We start from the raw sequence: 23,899 nt of genomic DNA, 5'->3' as shown, positions 1-23,899 counted from the left end.
TTCAGTTCGTCTGATTCCATTGTTACTCTTATTATACCATATTTTCAGGGTTCAAGAAATAGTCCTGATCCAGAACATACTGCGGAAAATCATAGACTTTTCGAGGTTCAACAAATAAAACCCTTAGTTGATTGAGTTGGATATACTCTATCAGATTTACTAACTCATCCTTTGATAGATAGGCAGATGCATTGATGAAAACAAGGAGTTTCTTTTTAGAAAGATATTTAAAAACTTGGACAATTTCTAGCATCTTTTCAAAAGGTGTATCACTCAAGGTTTCGACTTTGACACCAAGTGCATCGATTAACTCTAGAATGGTAATTTCATCATACTCTAGGTCTAACTCGTTTTCTAAACACTCAAATGCTAACAATTCTGTAATCGTAGCTACCAACTTTTCAATCATGGACTTGACTTCTGGCTTGTCATTGAGTTGATTTTCTAAATCAGCATGTATCAGCTTGAGCATGGCAGGTGAGTTGAGATTGTATCCTAAGACATCCGTTATCACTAGTAATTCAGTCTCTTTCAGAGATTTTAGATTTCTATCAAACAACTTCAACTCCCCATCATCAGTATATTGGTAGAACTGCTTGACGATAGTTGAAAAGGTAAATTGGTCTTCCAACACTAAAAAAGTTGCATTTTCAATAGCTAATGGTTCATCCAATAATGGGAAATTAATCTTCATCTCTAGGCTCCTCTCCTAGAAAAACTAAACGTGCGTCGGAGTTTGCTACGCTGGTATTTCGCTCGCCATTTAAGTAAATCATGCGAGAAAACTGCTTTTCTGTAACGGTTAAGAGTGTAATGTTTCCTTTTTTAGGATTGTGCGTCTTAAGGCGTTCAATCATGGCATTATTAGCAGAGTTATTGAGCAAGAGCTTGCTATAGATGGAGAATTGGTGCATGATAAATCCCTCATCTATGAGGAACTTGCGAAATTTCCGATAGGCCTTGCGTTCCTCTGCGGTATCAACCGGCATATCAAACATTAAAATCATACGCATATATCGATAACTCATATCCTAAACTCAGGAACTCCTTTCTCTGGTTGATTGAGAGCTTGGATGACTTTCTTAGTATAGTCACTGACGATATTAGTCAGATACATATCCTTTCCATTGTAGTGGAAGGTGTCTGAGAAAATAGTGAAAAGTTCTCGTTTGATTTTAACAAAAGAACTGTTTCGGTTTTCATAGACAATTCTGTCAATAATCGGACGGAAAGGCTCCATAATATCACTAGCTAGGTTGAATTGATTAAATTGATTGACATGTTTCAAGCCAAACTGAGTCATGCAGCCGGACAACACAATCTCACGCGCAAACATACTCAAAATCAAGGTATAGCCGTAGTCCAAGGCGGCATTGACATCATTATCTTGCTCACGACTAAAATCATTCCCAAACAAGGTGTTGAAATAAATACGAGCTGCATGTCCCTCACGGTTACTAGGATCAAATAAATCCAAACCATGATAGAGATCGATGACGGACTGGCTCTTTTCCAGAAAACCACAACTCCCCAGGTAAAGCGCTTGATTTACAATCTTTTGTGCAATGATGGTTGTCCAGATTTCTGCCTTTACATCTTCATTCCAAGCAATTTGCCGAGAGAGTTGCAAACTGGAATCGTGCCGACCGTAGTAGGGCATCAAGTATGCAGTTGGCAAGCGTTTATCATCACAAAAGATGACCAGAATATTTTCATCCACCAAGCGTTTAATTAGCATAGTGGAGAGAACGATATCTGTCGTCTCCAAAAGCAGGATGTCCACCTCGGACAGATGAATCAACTCTGTCCGAGAGGTATCTTTAAAAATCAAGTGGTTGTTCTTGTAGGAGAGCTTAGAGTGTGTACTGACTACAACTGTTCTCCATCCCATTAGTCTTCTCCCAGTTTGCTTAAGTCAATCCGAGTCTCATAGAGACCAGTGATTGATTGGTGGATAAGGGTGGCGTTGAGCAATCTTTTGTCTGGTTTAGGACGCATCCTTGCGACTGTATACTTATTATCAAAGAAATCATTTATATCTTTTGGGGCACCACTTTTGACAAAGCTAAACATTTTTATAAAATTATCATAAAAATATTTGATGGTTTCCTCTCTGATATCAATTTCTTTAATCTTTCTCTCATTATATCCTTTTATAAGATTTTTTAACGATGTAGTGTTACCCAACATTTTTTGCGAAAAAGCTGATAGCTGGTTCGAAATATTATCAAATTCTTCCTTGTGTTTAAGTATGAAATTTTGACTTTCCTTTATTGCACTTTCAGATTTTAAATCCATCAAATTCGAATTAGTCAAAAGTCTTTTCATATGGAAAAATAATTCATTTTGAGTTTTTGTTAATTTAAATTGGGTAGCTTTATGAAGGTTTAACTTGCTTTCAAATAGCATCCTTGTTCCATCAATTTTCTGCATTAGTGAATATTTTGGAATTCTATAGAAGCCTAGAACACGATTTATATTATTCTTTTTAAGAAAACCATTTTCTGAAGTGTCATTTAAGAATTGAAATGGATTATTATTAAATTTTTCATAATCTATGATAAAAATGTCATGGAATTCTTTTACAGTTTCTATCTTTCCTTTCTTTTCATTAAACCGTTCTGCGATTATGATAATAGATAAGGTAGAATTCATTGGTCCATAACCTCCATATATAGAGGTATCTAAACATAAAGCTTTTGTTTTTAGTGGATAGCGATTATTTGCAGCAAGTTGTTTATTAAATTTTCCAACAGGATTTTGATTATAAAATGCTCCTTTTTTAATCATTGTTCGTTTGACAAAGTTGATTTGAGAGTTGTAGATGACATGTTTTATAATCGGTAAATCCCTATTACAATCCCAAATATCTTTACTAACTTTGGAATCTGGATTATTAAAGAATCTCATGATGTTAGAATAGAGATGCTTTCTTAACGTTGCTTTATTCTCCTCGTGCCGATTAAAGTGAACATGGTGGCCATATATCAACTCAGGAGCTAATTTGGGATAGGCTTTAAGAAGAGTTTGTCCTACAACAACAGCTAGATAAGCATCGTGAGCATGGTGATAATCATTCAGTTCACGTATTTTGGCAATATGAAAGGTGTTTCTAAAATTGGTAACTAGTTGAGATTTTAAAGTAATGATTTTGGTGTCTGAAAAACGATTGTCTAGTATGCGAGCAACATGCTTTATAATTTGTCGTGTTTCGACTAATTGACGTTCAATAAAACCGGCTTTCATGCTCTCGGTCAGAACACCATCGGGAGTTCGTTCGCTAGTAGTTAATCTTTGATATTTCGTTTGAGAAATTAGCTTGGCATTATATAATGCCTCCCAGAAAGGTTTCATATGAGCAACTGTCTCTTTGTCCGGTATATTATCCAACTTTCTTTGATTATTTTTCCTATGCGTTAATACTTTATTATCTATTGAATCAATTGGTAAAAAACTATAGGGAATAATATGATCGACTTCGTATTGATCTAGCTGGTCTAGGTATATGGGGGCAGGACTTCCTGTTTCATCTAAGGAGTAAATATCCTTCCCATTTTGAAGATAGTATAAATATAATTTCTCAGATTGTAGTTGTTCATCTGAATGAAGAACTTTTCCATTTTCTAATACACTATTTTCAATATTTTTTAGTGCAGATTCTAATTTAGATTTACGAGTTTTTGTCTTTTTTTGCCCCTCTTCGGTGGTCATATTTTCACGAGCCATTTCAATGACGATATTTTGGGGTGGATATCCTATAATCTGAACCAGTTCATCAACAATTTTAATACTATTTAAAATTCCTCGTTTGATAGCTGGGCTACCAGCCAATTTTTTAATTTCGTCAAAAACATCATCTTCAACAGTTGATTTAGATTGAATGGCTTTAATCTTAGGATCAAAAGATAAGGTGTTATCAGAAATGAGGTTAGTTAAATTACGATTTTCTTCATCGTTTCGAAGGAATTGCAATAGATTAAAACCCGTATCCTCATCACGAATATCTAATAATAACTTCGCAGAATAACGTCCCCAACCTGTATAGCGCAATTTTGAGAGTTGATTAATTTTCTCTTCATCTAAAAATTCAAGATGTCCAAAATATTTTGTAAGGTAGTTTTTAATAGATTTTTTATCATCAAAAACAGTAATAACCTTGATAATCTCCTCTAACTCTTTTTGATAGATTTCAGAATCTAGAAATTCTTCTGAAAAAATAGTTTTGAAATCATTATATGTTTTTAATGTGGAATTAAAAGATTTTCCTTTTTCAACTCCAGAAACAATTTCAATAGCATTTAAATCTTTGTGATTATCTGATAGGTATTTAATAAGCCTTTCAGCATTTACACGTTTACTATTAATTTTAAATAAACCGTTGATTATATTTTGTCGGTGTTCTGAATCAAAAAAGTGAGCTTTTCCATATTTATCTTTATACTTGACCCTAGTTAATTCATTTTGCAGCATGACTTCTTCATAAATCAAACTACGTTTTGGTAAAACTTTTTCATTTAAGAGAATAGTATCATTTCCTATTAAATTGGTTATGAAGGCATCTCTAGTTTCATCCATATTTATCAGTTTATGATAGTTCCACGGACGTATTTTGCCATTTCTAGTATCTTCATCATTATCATCTAAAATATCTGAGCTATTCGCTCGTTTAATCCAAGCAAATCTACTATTATTTCCTTTTGCTAACGGACCAACATAATAAGGAATTTTAAATGTCAAGATAGATAGTAATTTATCTTTGTTTTCTAGTAGAAAAGGATAATCTTTCCCTTGTCTTTCGATTATCTTTTCTAGTTCATAAGCATGAATTTGATTAGGAATAGCTCCATTGTCAGATGTACGAAGTTTTCTTAAAAATGTTCTATCTGATATTTTATTAAGAAAATATTCTGATCCTTCGATACCTGTTATTTTTCCACTAATATAATCATAAAAATTTTGTTGTATTGTTTTTTGTTTCTGTGGATTAGTTAACACCATCTTGTTGGTTATATATCCAACATATCCTTTTGTTTCCTTATCTACATCAAAACCATTTTGCGTTTTTCTGCCAAAAATATCTAAATAATCTTGCTCAGATAAATTTTGTTTAATAAAAGATTTGAAGCGTTGCAAATCTTTGCGATGTTCCTCATATCGCTCGACCATAGTAGCAGAAAAGCGAGCATGAGTTGCTCCAGTGTATGTTAGCATTCCAGATAAAAGGATAGTATCACGTAAAATTTTTAGTTTATCAAATACGTCGGAAAAGTCTTCTCCTAATTCCCCAAGAAGTTTTTCTAGATTATCATCATAGTTTTCTTTGGAGAAATTAAGATCAGGTTCTTCTTCTAATTCAAAACAATCTTTAAATTTTGTTTTTAAACCAAATAGCAACTGTAATAGTTGTTTAAAAACACTTTTATCCTTTTTTCAAACTCTTTTGGGAAATAGTAAAGTATTGTTTTTATTTTTTCTTGTCTGTTATCACTTGATTTAAAGATATCTGCTATAGTTTTAGATTCATCAGAGACTTCCAAATCAAAAACATCTTGACATGATTCAATGAAGTCAATCCAAGAGTTTTGCATATTGATATTGTTAGGGTCAATGTCACCTAACGTTAAAAAGTGCCCTCTATACTTCAAAATGTGAGATAAAGCCAAATAAATTTCGCGGATATCAGCTACAACCGAATTTACATCTGCATCTGCTAAGTGTTTTCGTAAATGGTAAATTGTAGGGTACTTCTTGTGATAGGCTGTTTCCAATTCTTTATTACCAAAAAATGGCTGTTTTATCTGTATGTCCTCACTCTTATCACCAAGCACTCTAAAACTTTCATCTAGTCTACGATAGAAATTTTTGTCTACCTTCTCTATTTCATTACGAAAAATATCTCTTAGATACATGATTCTGTTATTTCTTCTTTCAATCCTTCTGCGATTGATACGAAATACCCGAGTTCCTTGAGCTGATTGGGCGGGCACAAAGGTGGTAGATCCTATTAAATTCTTCTTTATTTTTTCTTTTTCTGTATTACCTAAAACTTTAAATCTAAAAGCAGGTACTCGATAATCTTCAGTCACAACGGCGTATCCAACAGAAGATACGCCTATATCTAAGCCGATTGAATAATTCTTATTAAAGTTTGCCATAAAACTACTCCTTGTCTTGATTTTCGATTTTATTTTTTGTATAATAACTATGTTGGAACTATTCGAAACAACACAGCCAAAAGATTTTTCTTTTGAGTTAAAATATGGTTATCCATAATCAATGATGCGCACCGATTCGGTGCTTTTTTAATTACTACACTAACTTATTGTACTCCTATTTTCCTAAAAAAACAATTTATTTTAGAGCGCTTTTATTTAAAAATAGAAAAAAACTACGTTAAATGACGTAGTTTTCTTCATATACATGTCCCCTGCCGGAATCGAACCAGCAACTACTCCTTAGGAGGGAGTTGTTATATCCATTGAACTAAGGGGACTTAGAGAAAAACTCTGCCCAACGACAGAGTCTTTCTAAGATTAACGGCGAATTTCTTTGATACGCGCTGCCTTACCTTGCAATGCACGAAGGTAGTACAATTTTGCACGACGGACTTTACCGTAACGAACGACTTCAATCTTGTCAACACGTGGAGTGTGGATTGGGAAAGTACGTTCAACACCGATACCGTTAGAGATTTTACGAACGGTGTAAGTTTCTGAGATACCAGCACCTTTACGAGCGATAACCACACCTTCAAAGATCTGGATACGTTCACGACTTCCTTCGACAACTTTCGCGTGAACGCGGACAGTGTCACCAGGACGGAATGCAGGGATGTCAGTACGAAGTTGACCTTCAGTCAAACTTTGGATTAATGGATTCATTTTTTCTACTCCTATCTTACTAATCTTAAGGTTCAAGACCGCAGCGGATTAGTCGTTTTTTGTGCTTCCATTAGGCACAAATTATATTATATCAAAATTTCTAAAAATGTAAAGATGTTTAAATGAAAATTCCTAAAAGAATCGCTAAAAATCCGAGGATATAGGTCAAAGCCAAGTAGAGAAGAAATTTCTTTCGCTCCGAAAAGAGACCGGCCAGCTCAGCATTCAAAGTCGAAAAGGTCGTCAGTCCACCACAGAAGCCTGTTGCCAAAATCACATAAAGCTGCTTGTCTTCTATATGATTATAAAAATATCCAATGAGAAAAGCACCTAGCAAGTTCGCCAATAAAGTCCCAATCGGCAGAGATGCTCTGCTATTGACCTTGGAGAAAACATAACGCACAAGAGCACCAGCGCCACAGCAGATTAACATCGCCCACATCATGCCTTCACCTGCTTTCCAGCCCATAGGGCGATTGCAAGGCCACCACCTACACTTAAAACTAGATAGATAAGAAGCTCCATATAGCGCCCTGAATCTGCTAGTTTGATACTGTCTAGCAGAAGACCAGAAAAAGTCGTCAAACCTCCGCAAAAGCCGGTCGAAAGCGCTAAAATTAGGCGCTGAGACTTAACTTTACTGCTAAGATAGCCCTTGATAATATAGACCAGCAAAAAAGTTCCCAAATAATTGACCAGTAAGGTAGGCAGCGGAAATGAATCAGCAACAACTAATAAAAGAGCTATCTGATAACGCAGCCATCCGCCTGCCATCGCAGATAAAGCCACAGCTATTGAGTTCTGTACTTCTTTCATTAGACATTTTTATTCTGAAATTCACGCGAACGTTTTAAAATGTCAGAAAAGGTCGCAACAACAGTTTCCTTGTAGCTCTTGTTTTCTACCTTATCCGCAACTCTGGCGAAAATCGCATCTTCTCTCTTACTATCCAATACAGCCGTACCCGTTAATTTTTTTAAAGTCACGACTTGGTCAACCAGATTCATGCGTTGCTCCAGTAAGGTAACGATTGCATCATCCACTTGATCAATTTCCTGTCTGATTTCTTCTAACGTCATCTCATTCCTCCTTATATTCTATCTATCATATCAAAAAATAGTAAAATTTTCTAGTTTAATTCTAAATAAAAAGGTCCACTGGACCTTGATTAAAGGGAACTCGCAAGGGCGAGTCTTTATCTGCAACCTAAAACAGCTCCTATCTATAGATTAAAAAGGTTCCCCGAACCTTATTAAAGAGCACTCGCTTAACCGAGTGCTTAGCCACAACCTAAAAATACCCGTTAGGCTTGTCTCAGGGTAAACCGACTACCGTCGGTTCTCATCCGCAGATTAAAAAAGTCCACCGAACCTTGGATTAAGGATAACTCGCAAAAGCGAGTTTTTATCTACTGATTAAAAAGGTCCACTGGACCTTTTTAACCAACTGAGCCTTCCATGCTCATGTTGATGAGTTGGTTGAGTTCGACGGCGTATTCCATTGGTAGTTCTTTGGTAATGGGTTCCATAAATCCATTGATAATCATAGCTGTGGCTTCTTCTTCGCTGATACCTCGGCTCATGAGATAGTAGAGCTGGTCCTCAGATACTTTGGAAACCTTGGCTTCATGCTCTAACGCGACATTGGAATTATGGATTTCATTAAAAGGAATGGTGTCCGAACTGGACTCACCATCCATCAGAATGGTATCGCACTCGATATGAGATTTGGAGCCAGCGCTATTCTTCCCAAAGCGGACCTGACCACGATAGTCTGTCTTTCCACCATCCTTGGCAACTGATTTAGAAATCAGAGTACTGGAAGTCTTGGGCGCATTATGAAAAACCTTGCAGCCTGCATCCAAGTGCTGACCATAGTTGGCAAAGGACATAGAGAGAACAGAAGTTCTTGCGTTGCGGCCATTAAGAATGCTACAAGGATATTTCATATTGACCTTACTGCCTAAGTTCCCATCAATCCACTCTAAGGTGCCACCCTCCTCAACAATCCCCCGCTCGGTTACGAGGTTATAGACATTGTCCGACCAGTTTTGAATGGTTGTATAGCGGAAAAAGGCATCCTTTTTGACAATGATTTCGACATTTGCAGCATGAAGACTATTGCTTGTATAGGTCGGTGCTGTACAGCCCTCGATGTACTGTATAGAACCGCCCTCCTCGATAATCATCAAGGAGCGCTCAAACTGGCCGGCATTTTCACCATTGATTCGAAAATAGGTCTGAACAGGAACTTGGCACTGGACGTTCTTGGGCACATAGATAAAGGTTCCGCCAGACCAAACTGCGCTATTAAGCGCAGAAAATTTATGCTCAGCGTTTGAAATCACAGTACCAAAATACTGCTTGACCAAGTCCGGATATTCCTGAACAGCCGTATCAGTATCGGTGAAGATAATCCCCAGCTTGGCAAACTCTTCCTTCATATTGTGGTAAACCACTTCAGATTCATACTGAGCCACAGCTCCAGATAGGAACTGCTTCTCAGCTTCTGGAATTCCCAAGCGGTCAAAGGTTTTCTTAATCTCTTCTGGAACCTCATCCCAACTGCGAGCCCGATCTCCGCTTAGCTTCTGATAATAGATAACATCATCAAAGCGAATCCCTGACAAATCTGGGCCAAAGTCGGGCATGGGCAGCTTATGAAAGAGTTCCAAGGAGCGCAGACGATAGTCCAACATCCACTGGGGCTCATTCTTGATTTCTGAGATTTCTCGAACAACTTCTTCGGTCAAACCTTTACCAGTCGAAAAGAGCGGCTTGACATCATCATGAAAGCCAAAGGCATAGTCACGTTCTTTCATAGGAACTCCTCCTTTATCTGATGGATAGCGCTTACCTATATTATACTCCTAATCATGAGAATTGTCAGAAAATAACACTTTCGCACAAAAAAACGGCCGCAGCCGTTTCCTCTATTTATCACTTTAAACTTTATTAACCAAGCCTTCCGCAAAAGCTTCCAAGCGTGCAATATCATCATCTTCCGCAGATAGGTCCACCTTAACACTTTCTGCACCCTTCGTCGCTCCTGTAGCAGCAAAGGCAGCATCAAAGTCATCGACAGCCTTGCAGAATTCGTCATAGAAAGTATCGCCTGAACCGACCACCCCATAGACCTTGCCAGACAAATCCAAACTAGACAAGTCTTCGTAGAAGTCCATCATTTCATCCGGCAGCTCACCATCACCATAGGTATAGGTCGCTACAATCGCAATATCTGCTTCCAAGAAATCTTCTGCATCGACAGTGGTGCACTCGTCCACTTCAACTTCTACATCCAGGTCTCTTAGCTTATCCGCCACAATATCAGCAATTTCCTCGGTGTTTCCAGTCATGCTGGCAAATACAATTTTCGCTAAGGTCATATTTTCCTCCAAATTCTAATCTGCTCTCATTATATCATATCTTTTTTATTTTAAAAATAAAAACTCTTATGCTACAATGGGTAAAGAAAGTTGACGAGGTTATTTATGACTCTTTATCATGATATTTTAAGTAAGATCAAAGAATACGATACTATTATTATCCACCGCCATATGCGGCCAGATCCTGATGCTCTTGGTAGTCAGGTCGGACTGCAAAAGCTGCTTCAGTACCACTTCCCAGAAAAGACAATAAAAGTAACAGGCTACGATGAGCCCAATCTCATGTGGTTGGCACAAATGGACCAAGTCACAGATGAAGAATACCAAGAGGCCTTAGTCATCGTCTGTGACACTGCTAATACAGCCCGCATTGATGACCAACGCTATACGACAGGCGATTTCCTCATCAAAATTGATCATCATCCTGATGATGAGGTTTACGGAGATATTTCTCTTGTAGATACAAGCTCTAGCAGTGCCAGTGAGGTGATTGCTCTCTTTGCCTTTGAAAATAACTTAGACTTGAGCAAGGAAGCTGCTGAACTCCTCTATGCTGGTATCATCGGCGACACTGGCCGCTTCCTTTATCCTTCCACTAGCGCCCGCACATTCGAAGTAGCTGCCAAGCTGCGCCAGTACGATTTCGACTTATCAGTCTTGTCCCGCAAAATGGACTCTATCAGCCGCCAAGTAGCTAAACTGCAGGGCTATGTATATGAGCAATTGGAAATAGATGAAAATGGAGCTGCGCGGGTCATTCTGCCTCAGAAAGTTTTACAAGCCTATCAACTAACCGATGCTGATACAGCAGCCATCGTCGGGGCACCTGGACGAATCGAAGAAGTCGGTCTGTGGGCTATCTTTGTTGAGCAACCAGACGGGCACTATCGTGTCCGCATGCGCAGCAAGGTTATTCCTATCAACGGTATTGCTAAAAATCATCACGGCGGTGGACACCCCTTAGCCAGCGGAGCCAATGCATTTTCAAAAGAAGAAATAGAGCAAATCTACACTGAGATGAAAGAATTGGCAAAAAAGTAAGAAATTAGTCTAAAAGTCTTGTCAAATCAATCAGAATTTGATAAACTATCAAAGTAACTAATCTATGGCTCGCAAAGAGACCATGGCAGAAAGGAAATTTTTGTAAAATGAGAAAAGATATTCATCCAGAATACCGCCCAGTTGTTTTCATGGACACTTCTACCGGCTACCAGTTCCTTAGTGGTTCAACTAAGCGTTCAAACGAAACAGTTGAATTCGAAGGGGAAACTTACCCATTGATCCGTGTAGAAATTTCATCAGACTCACACCCATTCTACACTGGACGTCAAAAGTTCACTCAAGCAGATGGACGTGTGGATCGTTTCAACAAAAAATACGGTCTCAAATAATCATAAGCACCAATCGGTGCTTTTTTTGTACTCAAAAATTTCTTTTCGCCTTTTTAAACTTTAAAATCTGTTCACAACCGCCACTTTTGCTTCCGACTTAATTCAACAAAAAAACTCCAAAAGTCAGACAATTAAAATCTAACTTTTGGAGTGTGGTTTATATGCAACCAAAGATTAAGAGCACAGATATTTAAGAATACAATTCCTTATTATTTATAGCTGTAGGCCCAGTAGTAAACACCATTTCCGTCTACAACTGTCGCTACTGCCCCTTCAGTTACGTTAGGATCAAGAAGCAATTCTCTCAGACCGCTGTTAGCCCATTTCTTAACGACAACAGATGGATCTTCATCGCGACGTCCAACAAAGCCTGAGCTATCGTATTGACGTGAGATTTCATTTACTTTTGGAAGTGCTTGATTTTGATAAATATCTTCTGACCATGTCAACTCTTTCAAGCCTTGAGCTTTACGCTCTTCATTGATTTTAGCGAAAGCTTCTTTAGCTTTTGAAACATAGTCATAGTTTGTATCGTTTGTTGCTTCAACACGGTAAACAAACTTAACATAACCAAATTCTACATCACTGTATTTCTTGTCCTCAACGCCACTCTTAAGGTTTGCAATCAAGACATAATCCTTAGCATATGGGTTTTCTTTGGTTTTTTCAAAGATTTCTGGATCTTCGATTTCCCATTCAACTTTGGCATCCCATCCTGCATTATCAAGGAACTTAGGATTCATCTTTTCGATAACGTAGTTCTTGAACTCTTCAACGTTCTTGAATGGAAGCGGCTGACCAGCTTTAGCAGTTGTCACTAGGTTAGTTGAGTACAATTTCACGCTAGAGTCTTTATCACTGTACATGTATTCATCATCAGCAGTGTTTTCGTGAAGTTTTGGATCAAGAGCTGGATCGTTTGGATCAGTCATACCTTGAAGTTTCCATTTGTCACCAAACCATTTCCAATATGGAGAGTATCCATTTGCTTCTGAGTCAGATGGTATACGGTAATAATGTGTAGAACCATCAAAGTAATAGTTAGGATCTGACTCGAGAGCCTTGTCACCTGGTTTTCCAGTTGGGTAGATGATTTTTGGAGCTCGTCCATTCGGTGCCCATGTCAAATGTTCAAGACCTTCTGCTGGTTTTTCAACATACGGCGGAATTTGATCTTCACTTGGTTTATCAGTTGTTACCAAACCAGGAGTCTCTGGCACAGCAGGTCTTGTCGGAGTTTCTGGTTTTGGTTCTGCTGGTTGCTCTGGTTTCGGAGCAAATGGATTAAGGTCGCCTTCTGCACCGTTAATTGGAGGATTTTCTGGCAAATCAACACTTGGTACCTCTGGTTTTGGTTCTGCTGGTGTAGTAGGCTCATCTGGTTTATCAGTAGGAGCTGGCGTTGGTTGTTCTGGTTCCGCTGGAGTCGGAGTTGGAACTTCTGGTTTTGGTTCTTCCGGCTGACTTGGAGTTGTTGGATTAGTAGAGTTATCAGTAGAATCCTTAACAAACACCCACTTGCCATTTTGATAGTAGTAATAGTCGCCATTATCCAGCACATAGTAATGATAACCATTTTCATAACGATAATGTGGATCGTTTTCCAGGTTGTTATTGGATGTGCTGTTATTGTTAGTATTTGTCAGTGGTTTCCACTCACCATCACGATAGATACGGTAAGAACCATCTGTCATACGGTAGTAATGGTTACCATTCCAGTAAATATAGTTCTCATCATTTGCCAGATTGTTGTAGTTATTCCAACCATTATATCCGTAGTTGTTGCTATAGTTGTAATTCCAGTTGTTATAGCCTGGATAATAGTTATTATAACCATAGTCGTAATTATAGCCATTGTAACCGTAGTTATATCCGTAGTTATAGTTGTTATAGCCATAATTATAGTTATTGTAACCATAGTTGTAATTGTTGTAACGGTAGTTGCGGTTGTTACGGTAATTATAGTTGTTATAACCATAGTTATAATTGTTGTAACCACCATTCCAGTAATTATAACCTGGTTGATAGTAGTTATAGCCATAATCTTGAGCCTGAGCATTATTCGCAAGAGCAATTGCTGGAATAATAGCCGCAGCCGCTACAACAGATCTTGACAAGAGTCTGAAACGATTGTTCATATTAATTAAACCTCCAAAGTGATCAACATCACTTTATTTTTTTGTGGGGGGGGGAATTTATTTTTTGTGCACAACTTCATAAAAAAGAATTTCACGAAAATACTGCCAGCTGACAGTTGACTGCTCCATCATTATCAAACGCAAAAAAACGAATCACTAGTTAGTGAATCCACCTATTTAAAGGTTGCACATAAATGTTTTTATAACATTTGATTTAGAAATAAAGAAATCAATATGCTTGAAAATACTTTTTTATGCATATCTCACCCTCAAGACGAATTATAGCACAAGAAATTTTTGAATGCAAGCATTTTAGTTAACAAGGTGTAAATTATTTTTATGGGTAATTTTTTATAGTTCGTCTTTTTGTTTATTTTCCTGTTTTTTAGCTTTAAAAATCTATAAAATGTTCTTTTTAACGAACCAAAATAATAGAAAAATGTTTATAATTTGGTTTACATGGTGTAAATTATTTTTATTGTTTATTTATAAAAACTTCTCACCCTCTCATTTCGATTTTTTATTTAAGTTTATTTTAAGCTTCTATTAAGCCTTTTTTAAGCTTATCTTAAGTTTGTTTTAAGAATCAAAGAATCTGTTTATAAATTCCTTCCTTATGGGTTTTTATTTACAGAAATGAATAAGCGTTAAAAAGTAGTAAAAAATACTAGAAGCATTTATTCCAGCTTCTAGTATTTTGAATTTATTAATATTTTAGTTGTTTGATAACTAAGAGGTGGCTATCTTCCTCTCCGACCAAGCTGTGTGGCTCATTGGGCTCCATCGTCAAAAAGGAGCCTGCCACTAGCCGCACAGTTTGTTCTCCAGCAGAAAAGCTCACATCTCCCGACAAACAAACAACTGTTACTAGTGCATCAGCACTGTGCTCTGGTACTTCTTTTCCTTTGGCAAGATGCAGATGATGGATGATTCTGCCTTCTTCTTGCACAGGTGTTTCTGCAAAATCATTATTGGGATTGGTAACAAAAAATTTCATTTTCTTCCTCCTTCTAATGGATGATGTGACTACTGATCTTCATAGCCTCCACCAGTAATGCCGAAATATTCTTCTAAAGATTTGCCTGATTGAGCAATTTCCTTGGCTTCTTGACCAATATAGCGCAGATGCCAGCTTTCAGGCATATAGCCAGTTGAACCTTCCTTGCCCTCTAGATAGCGAACGATAAAACCGTATTTATAGGCATTATCTAGAAGCCATTGACTTGCTCCAGCTTCTTGTACGAGGTTGCCATTCTTGTCAATCAAGTCAAATGCCAAACCAGTCTGGTGCTCGCTGTAGCCTGGCCGAGCCGAATAGCGGTCTGCAGCTGCCTTACCATCCTGATTGACATAGTTTTGATAGAGTTCTGTCTGAGTATCATAGCTACGGAAACCACTGTATTGGTCGCTAATGGCATAGCCTTGTGCCTGCATGTCTGCAATCAGTTTGAGCAATTCTGCTTTAGCAGTCGCATTCTCACCTGGGTTATAGGAAGCTGACAAAGGATAGTGTTTGTTGACAAGAAGAATCTCATCATATTTCCCTTTGACACTGTAGTAGCTGCCGTTATAAGAAACATTTTCGTCAATATTTTTGACTTCTCCTGCCTTGTTTTCTGCTACTTGACTAGAAAACGATTTTTCCTGAGACACAGAAGAATCAGGTTGATTGCCGCCAGTACTGCTGTTATTACTCTTGCTGTTCGTGGAACAAGCTGAAAGGCTGAAAACAGCTACGCTTAGAAGTAATAATTTCTTGTATTTCATAATGATTATAATCACCTTCCAATTGAAAAAAATTAAGACTGATCTGAATTCGCATTACCCACTCAACGACTTTTAGCCAACATGAATTACCAAGTGTTTTGGCCTGAAAAGTCAGAAATTTGAGACTAGTTTGCTTGTTTAATCCCAAATCGTTCTAACCAACTGCGTTTAAACAAATTCTTCTTGCTTTAGTTGGGAAGAACTTTGTTTTTTTTAGAAATATCTAAGCCAATCTTCTTTTGACATAGATATTCTCCTATCTATAAATTATTATACTACTATAGTATACAAAAAAAGGGCCGGAAATTCAATCTATTCCGGCATTTGCTCTTCTTAATCGCTTGTCATATCGTCAATTTAGCAGGAAAAGCTTCCACTCCTCCTTCAACATTGGTTACTTGGTAACCCTTAGCTTCCAAAAATTCGCAGGCACGCGCTGAGCGTCCGCCTTTTTGACAGATGATATGGTAGGGGATTTGTTTATCTAGTTTTCCATAATTTTCAGGCAAGGTGCTGAGAGGCAGATTCTGAGCCCCAGAGATATGTCCAGCAGTAAATTCATCCACCTCGCGAACGTCAATCAACCGCAGTTCTTCTGCCTGTAATTTGTCATATAAATTTTTCGCACTAATTTTTTGCATCATTTTTCTCCTATTCATTCATAATCACGATTTTTCCAAAACCTGCCGTCCCCTCGACAAATGCATGAGCTTTGGGCACCTGCTCTAGGGAAAAGACACGCCTTGGTGTAACATTGACCTGATAGCGGTCAATATAGTCAAATAATTCATCCATCAAGTCTTGACTCACATGAGCAGAGTGAAAACTTGTCAGAAAACTGTTATTTCTAATTTCCTCAATTGGGTTGAAACCTGCCAGCTCCCATTGGCCACCCAAGAGGCCGGTCACACAGATAATCCCGCCCTCTGCGATATGGTCAAAAGAATCCTTGACAGTTGCTGGACCGACCAACTCAAGGATTTTATCAAACTTCTCCTCTGTTTCCAGTCGGCCATCCTGATCTATAATGATATCGTCGTAAGCTTGGTGTTTGAGCAGAAATTGTTTAGAACCGCTATTGACCGAACCAACGATATGTGTGTCTGGAAACTGTGCCTTGACCAGACGAGCAAAGGCCAAACCGACACCGCTAGTGGCAGCCCGAACCAAAATCTTGTCATTAGGCTCAATGCGCAGATTTTTCATAGAGCCTAAAGCAGTATAATAGGTCTCTGGTACTGCTGCCAACTCTGTCCAGGTCAGGTTGGTCTCGACCGTATAAATTTGGTCGTTAGGCAGGAGGACATACTCAGCATAAGAACCATCAAAAGATCGCCCCATTTCTCCCATGATGGAAACCACTTTCTGACCAATTTCTAAATCAGACCGAGTCGTTTCGGCCACTTGGCCAACGCACTCAATGCCTAAAATCCGAGGAAAGGCGACACTAGGCGATAAACCCTCACGAGTAAAAATCTCCGAACGGTTAATCCCAAACCCTCTGACCTTGACCAAGGTCCAGCCTTCTTGAAGTTGTGGAATCGGTCTTTCTTCCAGCAGAAGCTTTTCTGGCCCACCCGCTTCGTAAATGACTATAGCCTTCATCGTTTCCATAGAATCACCTCGCTTTCTACAAAGTTTAGCATTCTAAGCTTATTATCAAAAAATCAGTCAGATACTCCAGCAAGATCTAATAGTTCTTTGACAAAATCATCAGCCGGCTGTTGGAGAATCTCCTGAGGGGAAGCACGTTGCTGGATATGTCCTTCATCCAAAATCAAGATAGAGGTACAAAGACGCTAGCAAACGAGTGATAGCAATCCGCTAGGTTTAATCACCCGAAAGAGCAGCTGGATAGTACTACTCTATCTCAGCAAAACAGTTAGTTAAAGCTCCAGCACTTGGTAAGAGTAGCCCAAATCATGCAGGAATTTAAACAAATCTGTTGTAGAGACAAAGATGGTCTTTTCATTGGTATTAGGATGAAAAGTCATGATATCCTCAGATACAATGTCCTTATCAAAATAAACTTGAATGTCCTTTTCCTCGTTGTTGAGGAGACCAAAAGGCGAAACCGTTCCTGCTGGTAGGTTCATTTTCTCAGCCAAGGAGTTCAATGAGGCCATGCGAATCCTATCAGCTCCCACTTGAATTTTAAAGTCATTCATATCCAATCGTTTCTTGTCATCCATAATCAGCAAATAATACTGAGTTTTCTTTTTGTTGGTCAAAAACATGGACTTAGTTCGAACTCCTTCCATGCCTTCAATATAGCTATCTGCTTGCTCTGTCGTAAATGCAGGTGGGTGCTCCACCACATCAAAGGTGATTCCCAACTCGTGCAACTTATTTGCTACTTGTTGATAAGCATCCATAGTTTTTCTCCTTTATTGATGAATAATCTTTTGTACCAATGCTTGCAGGTCTGGCACAACCTGCTCTGCAAACCAAGGATTTTTAGCCATCCAGATTTGGTTGCGGGGCGATGGGTGTACCAAAGGGAAAAAATCAGGCAGATAGTCTTGATAATGCTGAACTGTCTCGGTCAGCTTGATATTTCCTTTTTGATGCAGATAGTATTTCTGTGCATACTGACCAATCAAAATGGTCAGCTCAATATCTGGTAAAAGCTTTAAAATCGGCTGATGCCATTTGTCCGCAAAGTCCTTACGAGGCGGTAAATCACCAGATTTCCCATGTCCTGGAAAATAAAAATCCATGGGCAAAACTGCAAAGTAGCCAGAATTATAAAACATCTCTTCATCAACACTCAGCCATTCTCTCAACCGGTCACCACTCTTATCTTTCCAGTAAAGCCCTGCCTCTTGAGTTTTCAGCCCCGGCGCCTGACCAACAATGTTAATTCGAGCATTCTTTGGTGCCGCAAAAAGCGGCTTGATCCCTTGCTCCGTAAATTCTTTATTTTCTGGGTCGGCCATGATGGCCTTAGTAATATCTTCTAAAGTATGCATAGCAACTCCTTGCAAAGAAACTCATTTGGCAAGACCAAACGAGTTCTTCTTTTTTATTTGATTAATTCGTAGATAGCTTCCGCGTAAATGGCCGCAGCACGGAAAAGGTCTTCTACATCAGTAAATTCGTTGGCTTGGTGCATAGTGTTGACATAGTCTGGGAACATAGCACCAAAAGCCACACCTCGCTTCAAAAGACGGCCAAAGGTTCCACCACCGATGACTTGTTCATGCCCTTTAAGACCTGTTTGTTTTTCGTAAACACTCAAAAGAGTTGCTACCAACTCATCATCTGCTGGGACATAGTGCGGAGTGTGCCCATGATCAGACAGACTCACTGACACAACACCAGCAACTTTTTCAAGACCGGCCTGAATTGTTTTCGGATCAGTTCCTTGAGGGTAACGGATGTTCAGAGCAATAGTATTGTCAGCCTTGGCGCTGTCAAAATGGAAGACACCGGCATTCATGCTGAGAGCGCCCATTTTAGCATCCGTATAAGCAATTCCTAACTTTTCACCAGTAAAATCCTCGTGCAGAACTCGAGCCGCCACTTCCAGATAAGCCTTGGCATCATCAGCAAAATCAAATTGGTTGAGGAAGAGAGCTAAATAGGTTGCTCCGTTGATACCATCCTCTGGTGTAGAACCATGAGCTGATTTCCCAATAACTGTCACTTCAAGAGCGTCGCCACTTGCTTTCAGACTAGCTGAAACCTTGTGCGTAGCAGCAAAGTCTTGTAATTTGGTATCCAATTCCGCTGCATCAATTGGCGCTGTAAAAATGGCTGTCGCTGATTCTGGCACCATATTCTCACGAAGTCCTCCAGTGAAGCTTTTGAGTTTAAAGCTGCCATCATTACTGTTACCAAAGTGGAGATATTCTGTGATATTCCCTTTTTCACCATTAATGATTGGAAATTCCGCATCTGGTGAGAAACCAAAGTCTGGCTTAGGCAAACCAACATGCTTGAAATAATAGTCCATGTCTTGCCAACCGGATTCCTCGTCTGTCCCCACCACAAAGCGCACACACTTAGATACTGGCAAGCCCAAGTCTTTGATGATTTTCAAACCGTAGTAACAAGCCATGGTTGGCCCTTTATCATCAGACGAACCACGCGCATAAAGCTTATCATCAATAATTTCAGGTTTGTAAGGATCTGTATTCCAGCCACTTCCAGCAGGAACCACATCCATGTGGGCAAAGATTCCCAATTCTTCCTCACCCTCACCAAAAGTAAAGTGGCCAGCATAATTGTCCACATTCTTGGTTTCATAACCATCTCGTTCAGCAATTTCTAAAAACTTATGCAGAGCTTGAACAGGACCAGGTCCAAAAGGATGTTCCTTGTCTGCCTTGGAATCGTCCCGTTCTGAGTTGATTTCTAAAAGACTGAACAAGTCAGCTAAGAGATCTTCTCTTCGTTTTTCAACTTCTGCTTTAAAATCAATTGTCATTATTTTACCCCAATCTCTAATTCGATTTAAATCAATATACATACGAATTAAATCAAAAACATAACTATATCAACGTTTCTCAATGATTTCATCAACCGGCAAACGATAACTAGGGTCTAGTTTTTCATTAGTATAACCAACCGTAATTAAGAGTTCCGGACGAAAACGCTCATCAATTTCCAAAACCTCATTAACCTTAGATTTATCGAAACCTAAGATAATGTTAGATCCGATACCTTGGTCAGTCAGAGCCAGAACAAGATTCATAGCCACCAGACCAGCATTAAGAGCTAAATAATCACTCTTTTGCTGTTCACTATAGCGAGCAAACTCAGCAGGCAGATTCTGCATGTAAAATTGAAGCTGCTCATCAGAGAAATTCTTAACTCCAGCCACACGCGCAATCTTGCGAGCCCGCTTGGGCAAATCTGTATCCGTAAAGAGAGCAATGGTCACTGGTGCTTCCTTAATCTGGTCCACATTTCCACCGAAAGCTGTCTCTGCTAGAGCTTGATTATGCTCCCGCACCACAACAAACTTCCATGGCTGGCTATTGTGAGCACTAGGTGCCAAAGTCGCAATCTCAATCGCTGTACGAACATCCTTTGGATCCACGGGTTTGTCATTAAAATGCTTGGTTGCATGACGCTTTTTATTGAGTTCTAGAAATTTCATAAGTCGCATCCTTTTCTAAATATACTAGCTTCATTTTATCATATTTTGTAAGAGTTTGCAGAAGTTTTTCACAGAGGAGTTTTTCATTCCTTCGCAAATAAGCTCAATTTTCAAAATATCAACCAATATTACCAGCCAATTGAGCAATCAATAGAATATGTTCATAAATCTTTACCCTATTTAAATGTTTTACATCTTTAAAGACACCTAAAGCTAATAGAGGAACAAAACCAAAACATTGGGAATAATCAAGAGGACCATATTTCTCTATCGCTTCATGATAAAGCGGTAGATCAAAATGTTTTGTAATATGATTACTATCTATAAATTTCAAAAAATGAGTAAAGTTTTTTATCATGATATTAAAACTGCCATTTTTGTATTTAATAATTCCCACATATTTGTTTTCTTCCCAAGTTATGATGTCGCCAAAACCTGTCACAAAAATTGGAATGGAAATATCCCCTCTGAAATATGTCTCCCTAACCAGTTCAAGATACTTATCTGGATTAATCACCTTTAGGAAACCGTCTAAAAAAGTCCCCAGACCATCTTCTCTCCATATTTGAACTAGTTCTGCTGGAACTTGATTCTTATACTTCTCAATGATTTCTTGGGGCATGACCGTCCCTTTAATAATATTTTTTAACATCTCTTCTAAAAAATTAATCTTCCGCAGCAATCTTCAAAAATGCTTGCTTAAAATCTTCATACATTTCAAAAGCGATTTTCATGACATCCCGAAAATCTACATAATCGGAAATAATGGGATCCATTATCTTATTTTCCGGTGAAGTTAGTAATCTTATAATTGTAAACAAATTAGTTCCTAGCAACACTTTTTGGTTTGAATCTTTTAAGTCCCAAATCAATTCAACCATTCCATATTCCAAAGAAAATTTAAAACCGAATTCATATTGACCATTTTTTTCCTTTTTTAACGAGAAAAAATACTCTTTCTTATTAAATTTCACTTCATAACCGAATGAATTGATTATTTCCATTAAAAAATCACCATCATAATAATCTAAAGCTTTCTCTTTAGGAGTTCTACCCCTACTAAATTTATTGGACAATGCTTCATATCTTTCTACAAAATTTATATTTTGTAAAGCTTTTTCAACTCTAGTATCTAATTTCATCTATTTATTCCTCAGTAAATTGTAATTCTAGGGTGTACTTTGGACATATTATATCACAACCAGATAATTGAGTAATTAATAGAAATCTAGTATAGCAAAAACTTTTGAAAATATAAAAATGTGATAACACCTATTTATCACATTTTAAACAATAAGACCACAACCTAACAATCATTTGCTCACGACTTGCAAATCCAGCAATTTCTTCTTAACAAATTGTTATCATTTCCAAAATATTTAAAAGCTATATTACAATTCAATTAGTCCCAATTCCCCCAATTCGTTGAGAGCAGCAATTTTTGAAAATGAGTGATTATTCCCCGCAAATTTTTTTATCTCTCCAACACATTTATATAAATTTGAGTTTATTTCTTCTAAATTTTCAATAAATATGTCTAATAAATTTGAATCTATATTTTCCAAAGCTGAAGGTAACTGTGTTTGATGTTCAAATAAGTACGCCTCCTTAGCAGTTGCAGCTATCGCATAGCTGATATTATCCCATAAAGGAATATTAGATTCATCATTATCTAATTGCATGTAGATAAAAATTCCATTAAAATCAGTTCCATCATCTAACAGAATATAAAGATCTTTACCTGACTTATTTTTGTTTTCTAAAAAACACCAACATTCATCTAAAGCACTTCGAATTTGAGTTTTATATTGTGTTTTTATTTGAGCAAAAATTGCCTCTGAATAAGTTAGCATAAAGCAAAGTTCAACTACTCTCATATTCTTATCTTTTTCCTTCGAAAAGAAATTTAAAATAATGGCCAACAACTTTATCTTTTAAATACTTCTCATCCTGGAGTGAGTTGTTCAATTTTGATAATTCTTTATACGAATTGATTAGTTTTTTATAATTATCAAAATAATCTTCTAGTGTTTCTTCATCCACATTCTCAATGGTCTCAGGAAAATATTTTTCACCAGTAGCTTCATAAGAGTAGTAACTAACTAAAGCAAGGAAATTCGCGATGCAACTCCAAATAGCAGGATTGGTCTCTTTATCTAACTCAAAATAAGTTAAAATATCTTCCTCATCAATGTTTTCCAATCTACTATACAATAAGTCTGGATCAGACTCACTAATTCTATCAATAGATTTACTTGTGAGTTCTAATGTTTTATGCACATATTCCTTATAGTCTAAGTTTTTTATATACCTTTCTAGAGAATCCGTTAGTTTTTGCATAAAGTGTAAAAGATTAAGGCTTAATTCCATTTCTATTTTCTTTCTAATCTATGATATACAGACCATTCTCAACTACAAATTGTAAGCGTCCATTTACTTTAATACCTTCAACCACTTCAGAGCTTACTTCAATTCTAAGTTTAGGAAATATTTCACTCAATGATACAACCAATCATTGACTGAATACAGTGTATTAAAGGGATAAATCTAGTATAACAAAAACTTTTGAAAAACGAGAAAACCATCCATTTGAATTGGATGGTTTCGTTTTATGTATATCAATTATATTCATTAAACTTTAAAAAAGCTATCTACCAACTCTATGTTTTGTATACATTTAACCCGACAGTTTAACAGCTGATAAAATGAAATATTACTAACTTCACATTTAACCGAGTATCTCTGATAATTTATTTAAAATTCCATCTTTTGTTATATCAAGATTGCTTGATAAATATTTTTTGTAATTTTCTAAAACATCAATTTTGTTTCCAAAAATATCCTGTAATTGTTCATTAAAGTACTCCTCTTCTTGTTCAGAATCAATTTCTTCTAATAAAGCAGGTTTATATTCTTTTCCCTCGAACTCAAAAGCTAATGAAGATATCGAAGCCCCCGCTTCAAAGATACAGTTCCACCTTGATTCATATTTTGGATCATCCTCTTGCATATAAATAAAAGCCCCGCCAAATTCAGTCCCATCATCAAGAAGAGAGTATAAATAATCTGCTGGTACCTCCTGATTTTCTACCCATTCCCAACAAGCTTCAAGAAGCTCATCAATATTTTTATAAAACTTACTTTCCTGCATAGATTTGGATAACCACGTAGCAATCCCTAGTTTATATATTGCGTTTATATTTTTACTCATTTTTTACTTTCCTTACCTC

At 37.5% G+C, this 23,899-nt stretch carries 27 protein-coding genes and 1 tRNA gene; 2 read left to right on the top strand and 26 right to left on the bottom strand.

Going from position 1 to position 23,899, the window contains the following annotated elements; all coding sequences use genetic code 11:
- Positions 1-31: 31 nt before the first annotated feature.
- From csn2 to FOC72_RS04200, 12 genes are all read right to left on the bottom strand, one after another.
- Positions 32-694, bottom strand: a complete 663-nt coding sequence (gene csn2 / locus FOC72_RS04250; RefSeq protein ID WP_002895391.1) for a type II-A CRISPR-associated protein Csn2 — start codon at positions 692-694, stop codon at positions 32-34.
- Positions 684-1,028 (bottom strand): CRISPR-associated endonuclease Cas2, encoded by a 345-nt coding sequence (gene cas2 / locus FOC72_RS04245; RefSeq protein ID WP_002895389.1) that lies wholly within the window; start codon positions 1,026-1,028, stop codon positions 684-686. Before cas2 ends, csn2 begins: the two co-directional genes overlap by 11 nt.
- On the bottom strand, positions 1,025-1,891 hold the full coding sequence (gene cas1 / locus FOC72_RS04240) for a type II CRISPR-associated endonuclease Cas1 (RefSeq protein WP_002895387.1): 867 nt from the start codon (positions 1,889-1,891) through the stop codon (positions 1,025-1,027). The genes cas2 and cas1 overlap by 4 nt, the downstream gene beginning before the upstream one ends.
- The gene (cas9, locus tag FOC72_RS04235) at positions 1,891-5,394 is read right to left on the bottom strand and encodes a type II CRISPR RNA-guided endonuclease Cas9 (protein WP_002895385.1); all 3,504 of its coding nucleotides are present in this window, start codon (positions 5,392-5,394) and stop codon (positions 1,891-1,893) included. Before cas9 (FOC72_RS04235) ends, cas1 begins: the two co-directional genes overlap by 1 nt.
- Positions 5,379-6,155, bottom strand: a complete 777-nt coding sequence (cas9, locus tag FOC72_RS11555; protein ID WP_002895383.1) for a type II CRISPR RNA-guided endonuclease Cas9 — start codon at positions 6,153-6,155, stop codon at positions 5,379-5,381. The genes cas9 (FOC72_RS04235) and cas9 (FOC72_RS11555) overlap by 16 nt, the downstream gene beginning before the upstream one ends.
- Positions 6,156-6,421: 266 nt before the next feature.
- Positions 6,422-6,493, bottom strand: a tRNA-Arg gene (locus FOC72_RS04230).
- Positions 6,494-6,533: 40 nt separating this feature from the next.
- Complete coding sequence (gene rplS / locus FOC72_RS04225; protein ID WP_002900259.1) at positions 6,534-6,881, bottom strand: 50S ribosomal protein L19; 348 nt, start codon at positions 6,879-6,881, stop codon at positions 6,534-6,536.
- A gap of 118 nt (positions 6,882-6,999) precedes the next feature.
- Positions 7,000-7,326 (bottom strand): fluoride efflux transporter CrcB, encoded by a 327-nt coding sequence (crcB, locus tag FOC72_RS04220; RefSeq protein WP_002895380.1) that lies wholly within the window; start codon positions 7,324-7,326, stop codon positions 7,000-7,002.
- Positions 7,323-7,697: a fluoride efflux transporter CrcB gene (gene crcB / locus FOC72_RS04215; RefSeq protein ID WP_002895379.1), complete on the bottom strand. Its 375-nt coding sequence runs from the start codon at positions 7,695-7,697 to the stop codon at positions 7,323-7,325. Before crcB (FOC72_RS04215) ends, crcB (FOC72_RS04220) begins: the two co-directional genes overlap by 4 nt.
- Positions 7,697-7,960, bottom strand: coding sequence for a chorismate mutase (locus FOC72_RS04210; protein WP_002895378.1), 264 nt, complete (start codon positions 7,958-7,960; stop codon positions 7,697-7,699). The genes crcB (FOC72_RS04215) and FOC72_RS04210 overlap by 1 nt, the downstream gene beginning before the upstream one ends.
- A 359-nt stretch (positions 7,961-8,319) precedes the next feature.
- Positions 8,320-9,702 (bottom strand): Fe-S cluster assembly protein SufB, encoded by a 1,383-nt coding sequence (gene sufB, locus FOC72_RS04205; protein WP_002895377.1) that lies wholly within the window; start codon positions 9,700-9,702, stop codon positions 8,320-8,322.
- 123 nt (positions 9,703-9,825) lie between these two features.
- Positions 9,826-10,266 (bottom strand): flavodoxin, encoded by a 441-nt coding sequence (locus FOC72_RS04200; protein ID WP_002895376.1) that lies wholly within the window; start codon positions 10,264-10,266, stop codon positions 9,826-9,828.
- A 105-nt stretch (positions 10,267-10,371) separates the two neighbouring features.
- Between FOC72_RS04200 and FOC72_RS04195 the strand changes: the two genes are divergently transcribed.
- Together FOC72_RS04195 and FOC72_RS04190 are read left to right on the top strand one after the other, a co-directional pair.
- The gene (locus FOC72_RS04195) at positions 10,372-11,307 is read left to right on the top strand and encodes a DHH family phosphoesterase (protein WP_002895375.1); all 936 of its coding nucleotides are present in this window, start codon (positions 10,372-10,374) and stop codon (positions 11,305-11,307) included.
- A gap of 107 nt (positions 11,308-11,414) precedes the next feature.
- Positions 11,415-11,657 (top strand): type B 50S ribosomal protein L31, encoded by a 243-nt coding sequence (locus FOC72_RS04190; protein WP_002895374.1) that lies wholly within the window; start codon positions 11,415-11,417, stop codon positions 11,655-11,657.
- 209 nt (positions 11,658-11,866) lie between these two features.
- On the opposite strand, the gene FOC72_RS04185 is transcribed toward FOC72_RS04190, so the two are convergent.
- From FOC72_RS04185 to FOC72_RS04120, 14 genes are all read right to left on the bottom strand, one after another.
- Positions 11,867-13,795 (bottom strand): cell wall protein, encoded by a 1,929-nt coding sequence (locus FOC72_RS04185; protein WP_080555791.1) that lies wholly within the window; start codon positions 13,793-13,795, stop codon positions 11,867-11,869.
- Between the two features lie 706 nt (positions 13,796-14,501).
- Entirely contained in the window at positions 14,502-14,792 is a 291-nt protein-coding gene (locus FOC72_RS04180; protein WP_002895366.1) for a cupin domain-containing protein, read from the bottom strand.
- A 29-nt stretch (positions 14,793-14,821) separates the two neighbouring features.
- On the bottom strand, positions 14,822-15,562 hold the full coding sequence (gene ldcB / locus FOC72_RS04175; RefSeq protein WP_002895365.1) for an LD-carboxypeptidase LdcB/DacB: 741 nt from the start codon (positions 15,560-15,562) through the stop codon (positions 14,822-14,824).
- Between the two features lie 344 nt (positions 15,563-15,906).
- Entirely contained in the window at positions 15,907-16,221 is a 315-nt protein-coding gene (locus FOC72_RS04170) for a rhodanese-like domain-containing protein (protein ID WP_002895364.1), read from the bottom strand.
- A complete protein-coding gene (locus FOC72_RS04165; protein ID WP_002895361.1) occupies positions 16,214-17,176 on the bottom strand; it encodes a zinc-binding alcohol dehydrogenase family protein in 963 nt (320 codons plus the stop codon). The genes FOC72_RS04170 and FOC72_RS04165 overlap by 8 nt, the downstream gene beginning before the upstream one ends.
- A 272-nt stretch (positions 17,177-17,448) precedes the next feature.
- Entirely contained in the window at positions 17,449-17,937 is a 489-nt protein-coding gene (locus FOC72_RS04160; RefSeq protein ID WP_002895359.1) for a prolyl-tRNA synthetase associated domain-containing protein, read from the bottom strand.
- Between the two features lie 12 nt (positions 17,938-17,949).
- Entirely contained in the window at positions 17,950-18,534 is a 585-nt protein-coding gene (locus tag FOC72_RS04155; RefSeq protein ID WP_002895357.1) for a uracil-DNA glycosylase family protein, read from the bottom strand.
- A gap of 53 nt (positions 18,535-18,587) precedes the next feature.
- Positions 18,588-19,994 carry a dipeptidase PepV gene (gene pepV, locus FOC72_RS04150; RefSeq protein ID WP_032914154.1) on the bottom strand — a complete coding sequence of 469 codons (1,407 nt, stop codon included), beginning with the start codon at positions 19,992-19,994 and terminating at the stop codon, positions 18,588-18,590.
- Positions 19,995-20,063: 69 nt separating this feature from the next.
- Positions 20,064-20,669, bottom strand: a complete 606-nt coding sequence (locus FOC72_RS04145) for a nitroreductase family protein (RefSeq protein WP_032914153.1) — start codon at positions 20,667-20,669, stop codon at positions 20,064-20,066.
- A 118-nt stretch (positions 20,670-20,787) separates the two neighbouring features.
- On the bottom strand, positions 20,788-21,321 hold the full coding sequence (locus tag FOC72_RS04140) for a T6SS immunity protein Tdi1 domain-containing protein (protein WP_032914304.1): 534 nt from the start codon (positions 21,319-21,321) through the stop codon (positions 20,788-20,790).
- A 13-nt stretch (positions 21,322-21,334) separates the two neighbouring features.
- Positions 21,335-21,811: a hypothetical protein gene (locus FOC72_RS04135; RefSeq protein ID WP_174606298.1), complete on the bottom strand. Its 477-nt coding sequence runs from the start codon at positions 21,809-21,811 to the stop codon at positions 21,335-21,337.
- A gap of 249 nt (positions 21,812-22,060) precedes the next feature.
- Positions 22,061-22,546: an Imm6 family immunity protein gene (locus tag FOC72_RS04130; protein WP_002895350.1), complete on the bottom strand. Its 486-nt coding sequence runs from the start codon at positions 22,544-22,546 to the stop codon at positions 22,061-22,063.
- Between the two features lie 4 nt (positions 22,547-22,550).
- Positions 22,551-23,039 (bottom strand): Imm6 family immunity protein, encoded by a 489-nt coding sequence (locus FOC72_RS04125; RefSeq protein WP_002895348.1) that lies wholly within the window; start codon positions 23,037-23,039, stop codon positions 22,551-22,553.
- A 358-nt stretch (positions 23,040-23,397) separates the two neighbouring features.
- Entirely contained in the window at positions 23,398-23,880 is a 483-nt protein-coding gene (locus FOC72_RS04120) for an Imm6 family immunity protein (protein ID WP_002895347.1), read from the bottom strand.
- Positions 23,881-23,899: the final 19 nt, after the last annotated feature.

Source organism: Streptococcus sanguinis, from assembly GCF_013343115.1.
Taxonomy (GTDB): Bacteria; Bacillota; Bacilli; order Lactobacillales; family Streptococcaceae; genus Streptococcus; species Streptococcus sanguinis_H.
Note: the sequence above shows the minus strand (reverse complement) of the source record. Positions and strands in the feature narration are given on the sequence as shown.